A 16907-nucleotide genomic window follows, 5' to 3' on the forward strand; every position below is an offset into this window, starting at 1 on the left:
GACCGGAAGAACGGTTCTCGCGCGGCTTTCCCTCGCCCCAGTCCGGCCCGGGGTGCGGCCGGGGGAAGAGCAGAAAGCATGAGCCTGACACCGATCATGAACGGGTTGGAGCGCAGCGGGGCCACCGGCGCCGAGGCCGAGGCCGTGGCGCGGCTGGGTTTCCTGGAGTGGGTCTTTGGCTATCCCGGCGCCGTCACGGCGCGGGTCGTGCGCGAGGCGCTGGCCGAACCCGCGGTCCGGAATGCCGACAGCGCGGCGGCCAAGGCGTTTGCCCGCGTGCTGGAAGAAGCGCGCTATGCCGCGCCGATGACGCGGGGCCGGCGCGGGCGGGCCGCAAGGGTGGTGCATTGAGCCCAAGGCCTTGATCCTGCCGCGTGTCGGCGGGGTCTTTGGCCGTTTGCCGGCGCGGGGGCGGCGAGGCGAGGGCCTTGCGAAAGCTGTGGGGCAAAAAAGAAAAAACGGCGACGCCAGGGAGGAGGAGAGGCGCCGCCGTTCTTTACGTCGGGTCCCAGGGAGGAGGAAGGGACCGTTCGTTAGGTTTGGGTTCCAGAGGAACCCAGGTCTTGCCGGGACCGCACAAGGGAGGAGAGGCGGTATCCCGAACAGGTACCAAACGGGAGGAGAGGCACCTGATTGTTTTCGCGAGCGTTCGGCGCTGTGACCGTTTCCGTTCGCTGTTGAGTTAAAGATAGCGATATGCTGCGCATGCACAATAGGTTTTGCTGCAACGCAGCTATGCAGTTGGCGCATAGAAGATCGGATCATTTTTTACGTGTAAAATCACCGCTTTGCCAGTTTTTTGGGCGAGGTTGAAACGGGGGTTGCACCTGTTTTCAGAAGTGCCACTTTCAACGCCGCAGATGCATGGAGACCGGGCATGACGAAAATACTCGAAAATGTGCGCCGAGAGCTGGACCGGCTGGAATTGCCGGACGGCGGCACGGTGATTTCGCGCGACATGGTGCGCGCGATGCGACTCGAAGGCGGCGCGGTGCGATTCGTGCTGGAGGCGCCCAGCCCCGAGATGGCCCGCCGGATGGAACCCCTGCGGGCCGCCGCCGAGCGTGCGGCGCTGTCGGTTGAGGGGGTGACATCGGCGCAGGTCGCGCTGACCGCGCAGGCCCCCGAGGCGTCCGCTCCGACGCTGAAGGTCGGGCGGCATCCCGAGGGCGGCAACGCCTCGATCCGGCCGGGTGGGGTCAAATCGATTCTCGCGGTGGCGTCGGGTAAGGGGGGCGTGGGCAAGTCGACCGTGGCGTCGAACCTGGCGGTGGCGCTGGCGCGGGCGGGGCGGCGCGTCGGATTGCTCGATGCCGATATCCACGGGCCGAGCCAGCCCCGCATGATGGGCGTGACCGACCGCGCCCAGAGCCCGGACGGCAAGATCCTGACACCGCTGGAGGCGCATGGCGTCAAGATGATGTCCATCGGCCTGATGATCGAGGAGGATCGCGCCGTGGTGTGGCGTGGGCCGATGCTGATGGGGGCGTTGCAGCAGATGATCAGCCAGGTCGACTGGGGCGAGCTGGACGCGCTGCTGGTCGACCTGCCGCCGGGCACGGGGGACGTGCAGCTGACCCTGTGCCAGAGGGCGCAACCCACGGGGGCGCTGGTTGTGTCGACACCGCAGGACGTGGCGCTGTTGGATGCGCGCAAGGCGATCGACATGTTCAACACGCTGAAGACGCCGGTGCTGGGGCTGATCGAGAACATGTCGATGTTTCACTGCCCGCAATGCGGATACGAGGCGGCGATATTCGGCCATGGCGGCGTGGCGGCCGAGGCCGATCGGCTGGGCCTGCCGCTATTGGGGGCGTTGCCCATCGACCTCGACACAAGGCTTGGCGGCGATGCCGGGCGGCCCGTGGCGCTGGAGGACGGCGCGGTGTCGGACGCCTATGCGCGGCTGGCGGAAAGGTTGGTGCAGGGCGGGATGGCGTAGCCGGCGGGATTTGCAGCGACAGTCTGGTGTGGGCCCTTTGCCGCCACGTGTGATCTATTTCCCAGAGCGCCATCGACGGGCCGCGGCGCGGCGATGGCGCGGGGCCTGCGGCCTGAGTCCGCGCCGGGGGTGTAGATCAAACGTCTTTTTTGTCCGGCATTAACGACGTGAAGAAAGACACGTGTCGCGCGGAATCAAGGCCGGAGGCCGCCGCGCGATCGCCAGACCGCCCCCCGGGCTGGCGATTGGGTGACGTTGTTGCTTCGATCCGAGGTTTTGCGGACGTGGCGCGGATAAACTGCGCCGAACATCGGTCGGTCGGCAGCCCGCGGTCTGGCAATCACGCGGCTTGTGAAGCTGACGTCCGGTTTGGCCGCACTGCCGACATTCGTGCCGCCTGCAACGCATGTCGGGATCGAGCCCTTGTGAGACACTGATCTCGAGCACCCGGCCGGTTAACAGCCGCGAAGCGGCCCGGCCATCGTCAGCCCCTCCCTTGGGCTGGCGATTTGGCAAAGCTGGGCGCAACGATCCTTTTGAGGATGTGCTTGGCAGGCATGAAGTGCTTCAGAGTTTCCGTCGGATCGCCATCCCAGGGGCTGCCGATGGCCTCTGTCGTGAACGACAGCAAGGTCCGCACAGCTGCCGGTCCGTGCAGGATCGTGCCCCCCACCGTCACGGTGGCCTGATCCCCCGTTAACCCCCCGTTGATATTTCCCGAAGCCCGGGTGCGGACCGTGTCGCGCCTTTGCTGGCAATCACGTGACGCCTTGGGGGAAGGCCCCGGGCGCGGAAAGGGAAATTCATGAACAAGGCAATCACCGATGGCATCGTCTTCATGCCGCCGCCTTTTGCGAACGGGCTGGATGTCTGGTCGAGCGAGAACGGCACGCCGGGGTCGGACACCTATGATGGCGCCGCCAATGCCGCCTTCGTCCCCGCCGACCAGGATTTCGGCGGCGCGCTGGAGGTCCAGAAGGTCCAGGGCACGCAGAAGCTGCGCTACATGGGCGAGACGCCGATCCTGCCGGGCTGTTACCTGCAGATCACCGCGCGGGTGAAAGCGGTGTCCGGCAACCTGCCCAACGTGTGCATCGCGGGGTGGGCCGGCGGTGCGGGCGGCACTCACGTGACCGGGCTGACGGAGACCGGTCCCAGCGTGACGCTGACCAATTACGGTGAGGTGGTCGAGGTCACGGCCATCGTCGGCAGCGGCGACCGTGGCGGCGTGGACATGGTGTGGGGCACCGAGCCCCTGTACGGGCATTTCGGCATCGACCTGACGGGGCCGAATGGCGGTGTGGTGCGGATCGACGACTTTCGGATCGAGGATGTGACCGGCGTGTTCCTGCGCGACATCATCGGCCTGGTGGACGTGCGCGACTATGGCGCGAAGGGCGACGGCAGCACCGATGACCTGCCCGCCTTCGAGGCCGCCGACGCCGCCGCGAACGGCCGCACGGTTCTGGTACCTGCCGGGACGTATTTCCTGGCGGACAGCCTGACCATGCAAAGCAAGGTCAGTTTTGAAGGCGAGATCACCATGCCGGTCGACAAGATCTTCGAGCTGGTCAACGATTTCGACTTTTCCAAGTACGTGGATGCGTTCGGCGGCGATACGGAGATGGCCTTCAAGAAGGCCTATCAGGCGCTGCTGAACAATCCGGGGCATGTAGAACTGGACATGAAAGGCCGCAAGGTGGCGCTGCGCGAACCCGTGGACATGCAGGCCGCCGTGCCGAACCGGACCACCTACAAGACGCGGCACGTGATCAAGAATGCGCAGTTCTCGGTCTTTCCGGGGCCGAACTGGGACACCGATATCGTCACCTCGCAAGCCACCTACAACGCCAATGACAACAAGCGGCTGACCAATGTCGCCAACGTGGCCAACATCCAAGTGGGGTCGCTGGTGACCGGCAACGGGGTGGGCCGCGAGGTTTACGTGCGGGCCAGGAATGTCGGCGCCCAGACGGTGACGCTGAGCCAGCCGCTCTACGACGCGGAAGGCACGCAGACCTACACCTTCAGGCGATTCAAATACATGTGGGATTTTAGCGGCTTCGCCCAGGTTTCGAAATTCGCGGTGTCCAATATCGAGTTCCAGTGCGGCGGCGATTGCAGTGCCGTGCTGCTGCCGCCCGCGGGATCGGCGATCCATTTCCGGGATTGCTTTTTCACCCAGCCGCGCGACCGGGGCATCACCAGCCACGGCGAGGGCGACCAGGGCATGATGATCGACCGCTGCCAGTTTCTGTCCCGGGAAAGCCCGCTGCTGGTGCCGGACCGGACCACGATCGGCGTCAATTGCAACGGCAACGACATCAAGATCCGCAACTGCCGCTGCAATTTCTTCAAGCATTTCGCGATCCTGGCGGGGTCGTCCAGCATCATCATTGGCAACCACTGTTTCCAGGGCGACAGCGCCGATCCCGGCCCGCGCAGCGCGATCTTCGTGCTGGCGCGGACCAACAATCGCGGCACGATCACCGGGAACTATATCTGCGACGGGTCGGTCGAGTGGACCAACGAGTATGACGAGGCGCCGGATTTTTCGAGCGAGTTCTCGTTCAGCGCCCTGTCGATCACCAGCAACGTGTTCCTCAGCCAGAGCACCGCGCCGTCGTTCAACTTTCTGATCGTGAAGCCCTACGGGCCGGGACATTTTATCAACGGGCTGACGGTGACGGGCAACACGGTGCGGCTGATCGACGGGCCGATCGACCGCTTCGAGGGGGTCGATACCAGCTTCGCCACGCTGAATTTCGAGCGGTTCCGCAACATCCGCTTCGAGGACAACGCCTATTTCAACGTCAACATCCAGGTGGAGAATCCGCTGGTCCTGCAACATACCGAGGCCAGCGCGCAGAAGACCTGGGTCGTGGCGCCGCATCCCAAGCTGCCCTTCGAGGCCTGGGCGCAGACGGTCGAGGCGATCGTGCCGGAAGGGCCGATCCGCGAGGCCAATGGCGACGCCTATTTCGGCATCCCGTATTATGACGGCAAGGAAGGCCCGAACAATGATCAGGTCAACCTGCGCTGGGAAAAGGCGGTCCGGGGGACGGTCACGATGCGGGTCAGGATCGACGACCTGATCTGACGCGAGGACCTTTCGCGTTCCCTGTCAGAACTGGTGCCAGAAGCCGATTTTCAGCTTGAAATCATCGGCTTCTGCCACGCCGGCGACCACGCCGATCTCGGCATGATATCCCGGGGCGATCCGGTGGACGTAGGACGGCGCCAGCTTGGCGTAAGGGGCGCTGTCGGTCGGGATGCCTGTCTGCAGTTGCAAGATCACCTTGGCGTCGGGGCCGGGGCTGAGGCCGAACGTGATGTCGGTTTCCAGCACGCCGTCGAAACTGTCGATGATCACCGCCCGGCTGTCGACGCTGATCCAGCCGGGCGTGTCCCCAAGCGCGACCCCGCGCCCCAGGCTGAGGCCGGGGCGCAGGGCGAAGGTTTCCCGCGCCATCCCGAGGCCGAATTCGGCAGCGAGGCGCAGGGTGCGGTCGGTGGCGCCGACGGGCCAGCGCAGAAAGGCGATGGCCTTGGACATGTTGTCCTCGCGGCCGCCCGCGTCGAGGCCGAGCGTCAGCCGGTCGGTCAGCCCGTGTTCGGCATAGACCGAGCCGTAGAAGCCGCCGCCGTCTGATATGCCGCCCTCGGCGTCGATCTCGATCGAGGTGCTCAGAAACGTCCGGTCTTCGGCGCGCGGCCATGGGCCGGCCAGCGCCGGGGCGGGGGCGGCGAGCAACAGAACCGGAATGACGACGCGCTTGAGCGGCATGGCACCTCACGCGGTCAGCTTGGTCAAATTTGGTAAATGCCAGGTTAACGCGGCCCGGTCAGGCGGGCCTGTCGCGGGGCACCGCGATAAGGCCGAGTTGGCGCGCCCCGGCCACGGACAGGATATCGGAGTCGAATCCCTGCGGCTTTTGAAAGCTGCGGATGGCGGCGCGGGTGCGACGGTCCATCTCGCCGTTGATCGGGCCGCGATAAAGCCCGCGGGCCTTGAGCGCGCGCTGCACCGAGGCGTTGAATTCAGGCGTCAACTCGGCCCGGCAGGGGACCTGGAACCGGGTCACGCGGCGTTCCTGCACGATCTTCTGCGCGGTCTCAGTGCGATAGCTGGCGGGGCGCGTGACGGTGCCGTCTGCGGCAACCTCCGCGGGGCTGACGAGGATCTGTTCGGTCACCGTCTCCACCACGGCGGGCGACGTATCCTGGGCCCAGCAGGTGCCGGGGGCCGCGCCGGGGGGCGGGGTGTCCAGCCGTTGCACCGCGTCGGGGTCGGCGGCGGTGCGGGGCACCTCGCCACAGGCGGCCAGCGCAAGGAATGCGCAAGGTGCAATCAGGGTCGGTCGGATCATCTGCTCGTGCCTTTTTAGGCGTGTTTTGCAGCATCTTACCCGGTTTCACCCGCTTGGGGAAGCGTGCAGTCGTCCGCGCTGTCCAGCAGGCGGTCGAGCAGGGGCGAGATATCCTCGACCTTCTCGGCGATGACATGCACCACGCCCGATTGCCGCTGGATCCGGCCGGTGATGCGCAACAGCCGCCCGGCGATGACGGCCCGGCGGTATTGTTCGTAAAGCGCGCGCCAGACCACGATGTTGACCACGCCGGTCTCGTCCTCCAGCGTCAGAAAGATCACGCCCTTGGCGGTGCCGGGCCGCTGGCGCAGGATCACGAGGCCCGCCACCGTCACGCGCGCGCCTTCGGGCGGATCGGCCAGGCGTGCGGCCACCAGCGCGGCCGGCGGGCGGGGCCAGTCATGGGGGGGTGCGGCGGTGAGAACTCTCATGGGAACAAAGATAGAACATGCGGGATTTTAGGCAACTCTTTTCCCGGCGATGTCGCAAATGGGACTGGCATCGCCTACATGGCGCGGCTAGGAACCCTTGAAGAACGCAAGCGACGGGAGCCCGATTTCATGGCCAAGATCACCTATATCGAACATAACGGCACCAAGCACGAGGTGGAGGTCGCCAACGGCCTGACCGTGATGGAAGGCGCGCGCGACAACAACATCCCCGGCATCGAGGCCGATTGCGGCGGCGCCTGCGCCTGTTCGACCTGCCATGTCTATGTCGACCCGGCCTGGGTCGAGAAGCTGCCGGCGAAGGACGACATGGAAGAGGACATGCTGGACTTCGCGTTCGAGCCCGATCCCGAGCGTTCGCGCCTGACGTGCCAGCTGAAGGTCAGCGACGCGCTGGACGGCCTTGTCGTGCAGATGCCCGAGAAACAGATCTGACCTGCCGCTTCCTCTGGCCGTAAATATCCCGGGGGTGCGGGGGCTGGCCCCCGCCTGAACCTGCGTGCGGCGCCAGCCCCCGCTTTACAACGCGTGCGGGGGCTGGCCCCCGCATCGGTCGGATCGCGCGCAGCGCGGTCCGAACCTCAGTACAGCGCCCGCCATCCGATATCGCGGCGGCAGAACCCTTCGGGCCAGTCGATCCTGTCGATCATGCCATAGGCCCGGTCGGCGGCCTCGCGCAGGGTGGCGCCGCGGGCGGTGACGTTCAGGACCCGGCCGCCGGTGGCGGTGATCTTTCCGTCCTTCTCGCCCGTTCCGGCGTGGAAGACCATGTGAAAGCTGTCTTCCGGGCAGTCGTCCAGCCCGGTGATGACGCTGCCCTTCTCATAGGCGCCGGGATAGCCCTTTGCCGCCATCACCACGGTCAGGGCATGGTCGTCGGCCCAACTGGCCTCGACCTGGTGCAGGCGCCCCTCGGCGGCGGCCTGCATCAGGTCCAGCGCCTGTGCCCCGAGGCGCAGCATCAGGACCTGGCATTCGGGGTCGCCGAACCGCACGTTGTATTCCACCAGCCGGGGCTGGCCGTCCTTGATCATCAATCCGGCGTAGAGCACGCCCTGGTAGGGCATGTCGCGCTCGGCCATGACGCGCAAGGTGGGGCGGATGATCTCCTCCAGCGCCTTTTCGGCCACGGCGTCGGTCAGCACAGGGGCAGGAGAATAGGCGCCCATGCCGCCGGTGTTGGGGCCGGTGTCGCCCTCGCCCACGCGCTTGTGATCCTGCGCGGTGCCCATGGGCAGGGCGGTCTGGCCGTCACACAGCACGAAGAACGACGCCTCTTCGCCGTCCATGAATTCCTCGATCACCACTTCGGCGCCGGCGCTGCCGAAGCTGCCGCCGAACATGTCGTCGATGGCGGCGTGCGCCTCGTCCACTGTCTGGGCGATGATCACGCCCTTGCCGGCGGCCAGGCCGTCGGCCTTGACGACGATGGGCGCGCCCCGGGCTGTCACGTAATCCTTCGCTGCCCCGGCGTCGGTGAAGTGGCCATAGGCGGCGGTGGGCGCGTTCGCGGCGTCGCAGATCTCCTTGGTGAAGCTCTTGGAGGCTTCGAGCTGGGCGGCCGCCTGCGACGGGCCGAACACCAGAAAGCCCGCGTCGCGCAGCCGGTCGCCCACGCCCGCGACGAGCGGCGCCTCGGGGCCGATGATTACGAACTCGATGGCGTTGGCCTCGCAGAAATTGACCACGGCGGCCCCGTTCTCGATGTCCAGGCTGGCGCATTCGGCGATCTGCGCGATCCCGGCATTGCCCGGCGCCACGATCAGCTTGTCGCATTTGGGGTTCTGCATCACCGCCCAGGCCAGGGCATGTTCGCGCCCGCCGCCGCCGAGTATGAGAATATTCATCTGTACCAAGACTCCGGTTTTGTTGGCTCTCTAATCGGTCGTCCTCAGGGTGGCAAGGACCCCGCCCGAGGCACGCCGTGATCCCGTGCCGCGGCTGCCAGGGGCGCGCCGCACGCACGCCCTAGCGGACAGGTGCGACCGTCTGTCGAGGGAACGGATCGGGTGCAGGCGGCGTTTTCGGGTCAGAACGTAGATGTTATCCAGGAGTAATGAGATGCCCAAACTGCAGAACCGACGAATCGCCATACTCGCCACCGATGGCTATGAACAATCCGAGCTGGAAAAGCCCCGCGATGCGCTGCTGAGCGAGGGGGCCGAAGTGCATATCGTCTCGACGCATTCCGGCCAGATCCGTGGCTGGAATGAAAACGACTGGGGCGACTCGGTGAATGTCGACAAGACGCTCGACGACGTCAGCCCCGCCGACTACGACGCGCTGGTGTTGCCTGGCGGTCAGATCAACCCCGACATGCTGCGCAACGACAAGAGCGCCGTGAGATTCATCAAGGCGATCTTCGAGGCCAAGAAGCCCATCGCCGCGATCTGCCACGCGCCGTGGCTGCTGGTCGAGGCGGGTATCGCCAAGGGGCGCAAGCTGACCTCGTTCCATTCGATTCGCACCGACCTGGAGAATGCAGGCGCGATATGGGAAGACAGCCCGGTCGTGGTCGACCAGGGCGTGGTGACCAGCCGCAATCCCGACGACCTGCCGAACTTTTGCGGCAAGATGATCGAGGAAATCTGCGAAGGTCGTCACGAAGCCCGTGCCGCCTGACCTTTTCAACCGGGGCGGGATGCGTCAAAGATGCGGTCATGTCTGACCTGATTGACGATCCCGACCCGGGCGGAAACGCCCCCGAATTCTCGGTCTCCGACCTGTCGGGGGCGATCAAGCGCATGATCGAGGGAGAGTTTTCCCACGTGCGCGTGAAAGGCGAGGTGGGACGCGTGAGCCGGCCTCGCTCCGGTCATGTTTACATGGACCTCAAGGATGATCGCTCGGTTCTGGCCGGGGTGATCTGGAAGGGTGTCGCCAGCAAGCTGGCGGTGCAGCCCGAAGAGGGGATGGAGGTCGTGGCCACGGGCCGGCTGACCACGTTCCCCGGACAGTCCCGTTATCAGATCGTCATCGAAGACCTGAAGCCTGCGGGCATGGGTGCGTTGATGGCCATGCTGGAGGCGCGGCGCAAGGCGCTGGCGGGCGAAGGCCTGTTTGCGCCCGAGCGCAAGAAGCGGCTGCCCTACCTGCCGGAAGTCATCGGAGTCGTGACCTCGCCTTCGGGTGCGGTGATCCGAGATATCCTGCACCGGCTGCGCGACCGTTTTCCCCGCAAGGTGCTGATCTGGCCTGTCGCCGTGCAGGGTGAGAAATGCGCGCCCGAGGTGACGCGGGCCATTCAAGGCTTCAATGCGATGACGCCGGGCGGTGCGCTGCCGCGCCCGGACCTGCTGATCGTGGCGCGCGGCGGGGGCAGTATCGAGGACCTCTGGGGCTTCAACGAGGAATCGGTCGTGCGCGCCGCGGCGGCCTCGGAGATTCCGTTGATTTCCGCCGTCGGGCACGAGACGGATACGACGCTGATCGATTTTGCCTCGGACAAGCGGGCGCCGACGCCCACGGCGGCGGCCGAGCTGGCCGTGCCGGTGCGGCTGGACCTGCTGGCATGGCTGGACGGGCAGGAAGGCCGGCTGTTGCAGGCGCTGAAGGGGCAGGTGACGGCCCGGCAACAGCGGCTGCGCGACCTGAGCCGGGCGTTGCCGCGCGGCGAGGCCCTGCTGGACGGGCCGCGCCAGAGGCTGGACGGGATGTCGGACAAGCTGCCCGGGGCGCTGCGTGCGTCGATCCAGGTGCGGCAGGTCACGCTGTCGGAAAAGGCCGGGGCGCTGCGGCCCGGTATGCTGCGCGAGCGCGTGCGGAACCGCCGCGAGGCATTTGCGTCGCTGGCCGCGCGGGTGAACACGCGGGCGCTTCAACGGGATATCGGCCAGAAGCGCACGGAGTTCGACCGGGTAACCAAGCGTTTGTCGGATGTCGGTGCGCGGCAGATCAGCAGCTGGCGCGACAGGCTGGCATCGCAGGACCGCTTGCGTGAAACGCTGGGTTACAAGGCGACGCTGGAGAGGGGCTATGCCGTGGTGCGCGGCGACGGGGCGCTGGTGACGACGAAGGACGCGGCACAGGCAGCCGGCGCCCTGGAGATCGAGTTTGCCGACGGGCGGCTGGCGGTCGGCGGGGGCGATGCGGCCGCGACCCCGTCCCGGGCCACCGAGCGGGAGCCTGCGGCGAAGCCCGCGCCGAAGGCCAAGAAGACACCGCCCGAGCAGGGCAGCCTGTTCTAGCGCGGTCTCACACGCCGATCTCGGGGCCGAGGCAGTGGAGCGGCTCGCCGGTCTGTTCCATCTCGTAAAGCTGGGTCTGGGCCGGGTCGTTCTCGAACTGCGCGACGAGGCCCGAGCCGGAGCGCCGGAAGCTCCAGCATTGGGGGTCGGGCTTGCCCTCGTAGACGAAACAGATCAGCCCGTCATCCTCGTACCACTCGCCTTCCTGGCATGCACCGTCGAGGAAGGACCAGCGAACGCGGCGGTTTTCGAGATATTCCTCGCCGCCATAGGGCGCGCCCTGGGCGCCGTAATAGAAGGTCTTGCCGCGGGTATAGGCGTCGAACTCGTCGGCGGACATGAGGTCTTGGGCGACGGCGAGAAGGGGGGTGGCGGCAAGGACGCAGGCAAGCAAGAAGCGCATGGCGTGATCCTGACAGATGCGGAAGGGGGAGACCACGGGTTATTCGCCCGGCACAGGCCTGGCCACGGTCGCGCCGGCGCGATCCCGCCATTTGGCGCAGCGGCGGTCCATGATGCGGCGCCACAGCGTGGGGAAAAGGGCGATGGTGGCCATCAGAGGCAAGGGCAGGGGCAGCATCGGCATGGTCGCGGGGTCGAGTTGCAGCGCGGGATAGCCGCGCGCGGGAGTGACATGGTGATCCGAGTGGCGCGGGGCGTTCAGCATCAGCGCCGAGGAGAACCAGTGCGGTGTGTTCCACGAATGCTGCGGGCCGACGGGTTCCAGCCGTCCATCGGACAAGGTGACGCGGCGCAGGCCGTAATGCTGAACGTAATCAGACAGGAGGATCTGCACCTGCGCATAAAGCGAGAGTGCCAGAAGCGCCGCCAGCGCCGGGACGCCGCCGATCAGCGTTGCGGCCAGTATCAGCGCCGCGGCGCCGCCGATGTAGAGCGCGTAAGGATGGCTCCAGAGCGGCTTGCGGCCGGCCCGCAGGCGGTTCTCGGCCCTTAGGCCCGCGCGGAACGATCCTGCGCTGGCCCGCAGGGCATAGCGGTAGAACCCTTCGCCGGGCCGGGCGCTGTTGGGGTCGCTGTCGCTGCCCACGTGGACATGGTGCACCCGCAGGTGGGCGCTGGCGTGGTGGCCGACCAGCAGCGAGGTATAGATCAGCCGGCCCAAGAGGCGCAGGGACCGGGCCTTGCGGTGGATGAGCTCATGCGCGACGGGGTGCGAGATCTGGCCGAAGAAGAGCCCGGTGGCGAAGCCCGTGAGAAAACGCTCCACACCCGACAGGCCGGACGGCCCCGCAATGGCCCAGAGCGCGGCGGCATAGAGGCCGAAATGCGCGATGCCGAGCGCGGCCAGCAGCGTGTCGGCGGCGGGAAACTCGGCCTCGGGGTCGGTATTGGCGGCCTCGACCGCGATCAGGCGGTCCAGAAGGAAGGTCAGTACCGTCAGATACCCGAGCGCCAGCCACGCCCAGGCACCGCCCCACGCCGCACCCAGCCCGATCAGCAGGACGGGCAGGCATGTCGCGATGGTGAAAAGACGCAGGTCTTTCATGGGGCCTCTGGGATCTTGCTTCGCCGGAACCATTAACATGGGGGCGATTACGATTCGCTCAATCTTCGATGTCGGGTTGGCCGGATAAACCTGCGGCGGCGTGACGAGGGAGCAAGGTTTATCCCCCTTGGGGTGATTTCTGAGATGTTCACTCTGCTTTGGATTGAGGGCGGGGGGGTCTTGGCCGTGCGCCGGGCGTGATCCGGTCAGTCGTTGCGGTAGACGGCGCAGATGCAGCCCGCCTTCTTGAATTTCGCGCAGTCGCGCCAGGCCGTATCGCGGCTGTCGCGGCCGAGGCGGGCCATGAAATAGCCGCCCTTGGGGCTGGCGCGGCTTTTCTGGAACAGCAGGTCGGGGTCTTCCTTGCCGATGAGGCCGGCGCAGGCGCGGGTCTGGGCCCTGAACTTGGCCAGGGACGTTTTCTTGGTCATGCCGAAGGCCATCTGTATGCCCCAGGGTTTGACCTTGGGCAGGTAGGATTTGAGCGCGGTCATGCGGCGGTTGCGGGCCAGCTCGAAGCACGCCTTGTCGAAGGGCAGATCGTGCGAGAGGCGCAGGTCGGGGGTGGGTTGGGGCTCTTCGGTCCAATTCGGGTAAGGCACGCCGGTGATGATGCGGACATAGTCGACGGTCTCTTGGGCCAGCCCGCCGGTGCCGGCGATCAGCCCTTCGGCGCGGCGCTCGCCGCCGTTATAGCCGATGGCGGCGAGGCCCGGATTGCCGTAGCGCCGGGCCATTTCGGCGAGGTAGTGCGCGGAATGCTCCAGCGCCTCGGCGGGGTTGTAGGGGTCCGAGAGGCCGCGCAGCTTGGCGGTGGAGGGGATGAACTGGGCGATGCCGCGGGCGTTGGCGGGGCTCAGCGCGTTGGGATCGAAGCGGCTTTCCTGCCAGATCAGGCGGGCGAAGAAATGCGGGTCGAGCCCGTGCCGGGTGGCGAAGGTTTCGATGGCGTTGCAGGTGTCGTAGACGAAATGCGCCTTGCGGATGCACAGGGGCGGCCCCCACTTGTCGGTGGAACAGATCGTGTCGGGCGGCGTCGCCAGCGCGGGGCCGGGGACCAGCATGGAGACGAGAAGGACGAGGCGCAGAAGCATGTCGGCATGGTTGCCTGCGGGCCGCGCTTGTCAATGGTGGGTTTTCATCGGGGGCGGGGCGGTTTAACTGGAGAGGTCAGAAAGCAGGGGTGTCTCAATGGCGTTTTTCCGCAAGCTGAAGGATCGGTTGTTCAAGTCTTCCTCGAAGCTGGAGGAAGGGCTGGACGCGATTGTCGAGGACGGGGGCGAGGCCGAGGAGCTGACCGAGGCGGCGGAACCGGACCCAAAGCCGGAGCCTGCGCCGGAAACTGAGCCGGAGCCTGAACCTCAGCCGACGCCGGAGCCAGAACCCGAGCCGGAACCGACGCCGGAGCCGGAACCTCAGCCGAGGCCTGACCCGCAACCAGAGCCCGAGCCTGAGCCAGAACCAAAGCCCGAGCCTGAGCCGGAACCGGAGCCCGCGCCGGAACCGGACCCCGAGCCACGGCCCGAGCCGCGTCCGACGCCTCCGCCGGAGCCGCGCCCCGACCCGTCGCCGCCGGAAGTTCCCGTGCCGCCGAGCGAAGTGCCGCCAGCCGCGCCGCAGGAGGTGCCGCAGACGCCGCCCCTGGAAGACCCGGTGCGTGCGCCCGATCCGCAGCCCATGCCGACGCCGATTGAGATCCCGCCCGACACGCCGAAGAGCGAGGCCGCGCCTGCCGCGAAAACGGGCCTGTTCGGGCGGCTGCTGGGACGTGGCGAGGCCAGGACGGTGGTGCGCCGGGTGCTCGACGACGACATGCTGGAACAGCTCGAAGAGCTGCTGATCACCGCCGATATGGGCGTCGACACGGCCCTGCGCGTCACCGCGAACATGGCCGAGGGGCGGATGGGGCGGAAATTATCGAGCCAGGAAATCAAGGAGCTTCTGGCGCGCGAGATCACGCGGATCATGGAGCCTGTGGCAAAGCCCATGCCGCTGTATCCCAAGCGTCCGCAGGTGGTGCTGGTGGTGGGGGTGAACGGATCCGGCAAGACCACGACCATCGGCAAGCTGGCGAGCCAGTTCAAGGCGGCGGGCAAGTCGGTGGTGATCGCCGCGGGCGACACGTTCCGCGCCGCCGCCGTGGAGCAATTGCAGGTCTGTGGCGACCGCGCGGGCGTGCCGGTGCTGACCGCGCCCGAGGGCAGCGACCCCGCCAGCCTGGCGTTTGATGCGATGGACAAGGCCGAGAAGGACGGTGCGGACCTGCTGATGATCGACACGGCCGGACGGTTGCAGAACCGCGCCGACCTGATGGAGGAGCTGGCCAAGATCGTGCGCGTCATCCGCAAGAAGGACCCCGACGCGCCGCACAACACGCTGCTGGTGCTGGACGCCACCACGGGGCAGAACGCGCTGAGCCAGGTCAAGACGTTCCAAGAACTGGCCGATGTGTCCGGTCTGGTGATGACCAAGCTGGATGGCACCGCGAAGGGCGGTGTTCTGGTGGCGCTGGCCGACAAGTTCGGTCTGCCGATCCACGCCATCGGGGTGGGCGAGCAGATCGACGATCTGGCGCCGTTCGACCCGGAGGATTTTGCCGCGGCGCTGACGGGCCTGGAGCAAGGCGCGCCGGCATGATCGAAGACCTCCTTGCGCGGTTCGGCACGCTGGAGCTGGCCTTCGATACGACGCTTTTCATTGCGGTGGCGAGCGCGGTATGGACCGTGGTCAACCGCCTGGTCCAGGCGGCCTATTTTCAGCTGTCCCTGCGCACCCGGGAATTCGAGTTCATTCTGGAGCCGCATAGCGGCGTGCCGCAGAACATCACCAGCCTGAACCTTTTGCTGATCCGCTATGGCAACGACACCTATCTGAGTTCGCTTGCGAGCGATCAGGAACGGCATCACGGACGTCTGCGCAACAAGGTCTTCCGACTGGCCGAGGCGCTGCCGTCAGAGGCGGCACCGATCAGTGTGAAGCTAAGGCTCCACAAACGGCTGGGAACTCAGTTCAAGCTGTTTGTCGAAGTTATCGGCGACCCTGCGCCGGCCATAGACTATCTGAACGGGCATGAGGCAATCACCGGTGTGACATCGAAAGAGCGGCCCAAGCTGGCGCCGCAGAACCCGCAGCGGCATCGCATCTTTTTTCTGCTGGATCGGCTGGACAAGGAAAAGACTGTCGACGGGCACACAAACAATTTCATTTATCCAGTCTGAGGCGGCCGCGTGGCGCGCGGCTTCAGTGCGTGCCCATCAACTTCTCGATCTGGCCCAGCACGAAGAGCACGATCACGACGATGGCGGCGGCCATGGCGGCCAGCGGGATCTGGCCCGCGCCGCAACCGAGACCCACGGCGCCCGCCAGCCAGAGCGAGGCGCCGGTGGTGACGTTGCGCACCTTGTCGCCGGCGGTAAAGATCAGACCCGCGGCCAGGAAGGCGACCCCGGCGGTGACCGCCTCGATCATGCGGATGGGGTCGTTGCGCTGCTCGCTGTTCCCGCCACTGAAGTCGAGCGCGGCCAGTTCGCGGCCGATGATGACGAACAGGCAGGCGGCGACGGACACCAGGATATGCGTGCGCAGACCGGCTGGTTTTTCGCGCATCTCGCGTTCGAACCCGATGAAGGCGCCGAGCACGACGGCGACGCTCAGACGCGCGAAGGCGACCGAGGCCGGGACCACTGAAAACGTGCCCTGCACCTCGTTCACGATCTGGTCCATGAATGCCGCGAGCATGGGTTGCATGGAGGATCAACTTTGCAGTGCTGTCAGGGTTCCGTCGCGTCGCGGAGGGGGCCGTTTGGCGGGTTTGCCCGCATGGCGCGGGACGGGGGACTTGAATTGGCGGTTTCCGAGACGAGGTAATCCTGACGCCGATGCCGCAGACCGTGGCTCGCACCCCCGAAATAGGAGCTTTCCCATGCCCGTCGCCCTGTCATCCGCCGCCGCGTTCCCCGTGACCGAGATCGACCGCCTGGACGGCGGGACGATCCGCCTTGGCAAGCCCGAGGCACTGCCGTGGCACCTGATCTTCGTCTATCGCGGGATCCACTGCCCGATCTGCCGCCAGTACCTGCAGGACCTAGAGCCCAAGCTGCAGGAATTCGCGGATATGGGCATCGAGGTAGTGGCCGTGTCGGCCGATACAGAGGCCAAGGCGCGGAAATTGCGGGCGGACCTTTCCCTTTCGGTACCGCTGGGGTACGGGATGGACGTGGCGCAGATGCAGGCGCTGGGACTGTATGTCTCGGACCCGCGCTCGCCCGAGGAAACCGACCGGCCCTTCGCGGAACCCGGGCTGTTCCTGGTCAACCCGGAGGGCGATTTGCACATGGTGGATATCTCGAACGCGCCGTTCCTGCGCCCGGAGCTGGAGAAGCTGCCGTCGCGGATCAGGTACGTGCTGGAAAACGATTATCCCATACGCGGCACGCATGAAGGCTGAAGGGC

General features: G+C 66.4%; 17 protein-coding genes. 9 read left to right on the forward strand and 8 right to left on the reverse strand.

Annotated features, from left to right (window positions below; genetic code table 11):
* Nucleotides 1–78 precede the first annotated feature (78 nt).
* The 3 genes from ACQY4V_RS04105 to ACQY4V_RS04115 all read left to right on the forward strand — a co-directional run bounded on the left by ACQY4V_RS04105 (nt 79) and on the right by ACQY4V_RS04115 (nt 5042).
* Nucleotides 79–351: a hypothetical protein gene (locus ACQY4V_RS04105; RefSeq protein ID WP_428515634.1), complete on the forward strand. Its 273-nt coding sequence runs from the start codon at nt 79–81 to the stop codon at nt 349–351.
* Between the two features lie 526 nt (nt 352–877).
* Nucleotides 878–1942: an Mrp/NBP35 family ATP-binding protein gene (locus ACQY4V_RS04110; RefSeq protein ID WP_428515635.1), complete on the forward strand. Its 1065-nt coding sequence runs from the start codon at nt 878–880 to the stop codon at nt 1940–1942.
* A gap of 805 nt (nt 1943–2747) precedes the next feature.
* On the forward strand, nt 2748–5042 hold the full coding sequence (locus tag ACQY4V_RS04115; RefSeq protein WP_428515636.1) for a glycosyl hydrolase family 28-related protein: 2295 nt from the start codon (nt 2748–2750) through the stop codon (nt 5040–5042).
* 24 nt (nt 5043–5066) lie between these two features.
* Here the strand turns inward: ACQY4V_RS04115 and ACQY4V_RS04120 are convergent, their stop codons facing one another.
* From ACQY4V_RS04120 to ACQY4V_RS04130, 3 genes are read right to left on the reverse strand one after another with little or no spacing between them, the layout of a single operon-like run.
* Nucleotides 5067–5729 (reverse strand): hypothetical protein, encoded by a 663-nt coding sequence (locus ACQY4V_RS04120; RefSeq protein ID WP_428515637.1) that lies wholly within the window; start codon nt 5727–5729, stop codon nt 5067–5069.
* A gap of 58 nt (nt 5730–5787) precedes the next feature.
* Nucleotides 5788–6312 carry a peptidoglycan-binding domain-containing protein gene (locus ACQY4V_RS04125; RefSeq protein WP_428515638.1) on the reverse strand — a complete coding sequence of 175 codons (525 nt, stop codon included), beginning with the start codon at nt 6310–6312 and terminating at the stop codon, nt 5788–5790.
* A 35-nt stretch (nt 6313–6347) separates the two neighbouring features.
* Nucleotides 6348–6743 carry an OB-fold nucleic acid binding domain-containing protein gene (locus ACQY4V_RS04130; protein ID WP_428515639.1) on the reverse strand — a complete coding sequence of 132 codons (396 nt, stop codon included), beginning with the start codon at nt 6741–6743 and terminating at the stop codon, nt 6348–6350.
* A gap of 129 nt (nt 6744–6872) precedes the next feature.
* On the opposite strand from ACQY4V_RS04130, the gene ACQY4V_RS04135 reads away from it, so the two are divergent.
* Complete coding sequence (locus tag ACQY4V_RS04135) at nt 6873–7196, forward strand: 2Fe-2S iron-sulfur cluster-binding protein (RefSeq protein ID WP_057793755.1); 324 nt, start codon at nt 6873–6875, stop codon at nt 7194–7196.
* Between the two features lie 146 nt (nt 7197–7342).
* Here the strand turns inward: ACQY4V_RS04135 and purD are convergent, their stop codons facing one another.
* Nucleotides 7343–8608, reverse strand: coding sequence for a phosphoribosylamine--glycine ligase (gene purD / locus ACQY4V_RS04140; protein ID WP_428515640.1), 1266 nt, complete (start codon nt 8606–8608; stop codon nt 7343–7345).
* Between the two features lie 214 nt (nt 8609–8822).
* On the opposite strand from purD, the gene ACQY4V_RS04145 reads away from it, so the two are divergent.
* Nucleotides 8823–9383 carry a type 1 glutamine amidotransferase domain-containing protein gene (locus ACQY4V_RS04145; RefSeq protein ID WP_428515641.1) on the forward strand — a complete coding sequence of 187 codons (561 nt, stop codon included), beginning with the start codon at nt 8823–8825 and terminating at the stop codon, nt 9381–9383.
* 38 nt (nt 9384–9421) lie between these two features.
* Complete coding sequence (xseA, locus tag ACQY4V_RS04150; protein ID WP_428515642.1) at nt 9422–10948, forward strand: exodeoxyribonuclease VII large subunit; 1527 nt, start codon at nt 9422–9424, stop codon at nt 10946–10948.
* Nucleotides 10949–10955: 7 nt separating this feature from the next.
* On the opposite strand, the gene ACQY4V_RS04155 is transcribed toward xseA, so the two are convergent.
* The 3 genes from ACQY4V_RS04155 to ACQY4V_RS04165 all read right to left on the reverse strand — a co-directional run bounded on the left by ACQY4V_RS04155 (nt 10956) and on the right by ACQY4V_RS04165 (nt 13549).
* Nucleotides 10956–11351 (reverse strand): hypothetical protein, encoded by a 396-nt coding sequence (locus ACQY4V_RS04155; protein ID WP_428515643.1) that lies wholly within the window; start codon nt 11349–11351, stop codon nt 10956–10958.
* Between the two features lie 39 nt (nt 11352–11390).
* Complete coding sequence (locus ACQY4V_RS04160; protein WP_428515644.1) at nt 11391–12455, reverse strand: alkane 1-monooxygenase; 1065 nt, start codon at nt 12453–12455, stop codon at nt 11391–11393.
* 206 nt (nt 12456–12661) lie between these two features.
* Nucleotides 12662–13549, reverse strand: coding sequence for a lytic transglycosylase domain-containing protein (locus tag ACQY4V_RS04165; RefSeq protein WP_428515645.1), 888 nt, complete (start codon nt 13547–13549; stop codon nt 12662–12664).
* Nucleotides 13550–13646: 97 nt separating this feature from the next.
* Here ACQY4V_RS04165 and ftsY point away from each other — a divergent pair, with 97 nt between their 5' ends.
* Together ftsY and ACQY4V_RS04175 are read left to right on the forward strand one after the other, a co-directional pair.
* A complete protein-coding gene (gene ftsY, locus ACQY4V_RS04170) occupies nt 13647–15092 on the forward strand; it encodes a signal recognition particle-docking protein FtsY (protein WP_428515646.1) in 1446 nt (481 codons plus the stop codon).
* On the forward strand, nt 15089–15673 hold the full coding sequence (locus tag ACQY4V_RS04175; RefSeq protein ID WP_428515647.1) for a hypothetical protein: 585 nt from the start codon (nt 15089–15091) through the stop codon (nt 15671–15673). Before ftsY ends, ACQY4V_RS04175 begins: the two co-directional genes overlap by 4 nt.
* Nucleotides 15674–15695: 22 nt before the next feature.
* Here ACQY4V_RS04175 and ACQY4V_RS04180 read toward each other — a convergent pair whose 3' ends face one another.
* Nucleotides 15696–16193: an MgtC/SapB family protein gene (locus ACQY4V_RS04180; RefSeq protein WP_428517153.1), complete on the reverse strand. Its 498-nt coding sequence runs from the start codon at nt 16191–16193 to the stop codon at nt 15696–15698.
* Between the two features lie 184 nt (nt 16194–16377).
* Between ACQY4V_RS04180 and ACQY4V_RS04185 the strand changes: the two genes are divergently transcribed.
* On the forward strand, nt 16378–16902 hold the full coding sequence (locus ACQY4V_RS04185; RefSeq protein ID WP_428515648.1) for a peroxiredoxin-like family protein: 525 nt from the start codon (nt 16378–16380) through the stop codon (nt 16900–16902).
* Nucleotides 16903–16907: the final 5 nt, after the last annotated feature.

This window comes from Roseovarius sp., from assembly GCF_965277045.1.
GTDB lineage: Bacteria > Pseudomonadota > Alphaproteobacteria > Rhodobacterales > Rhodobacteraceae > Roseovarius.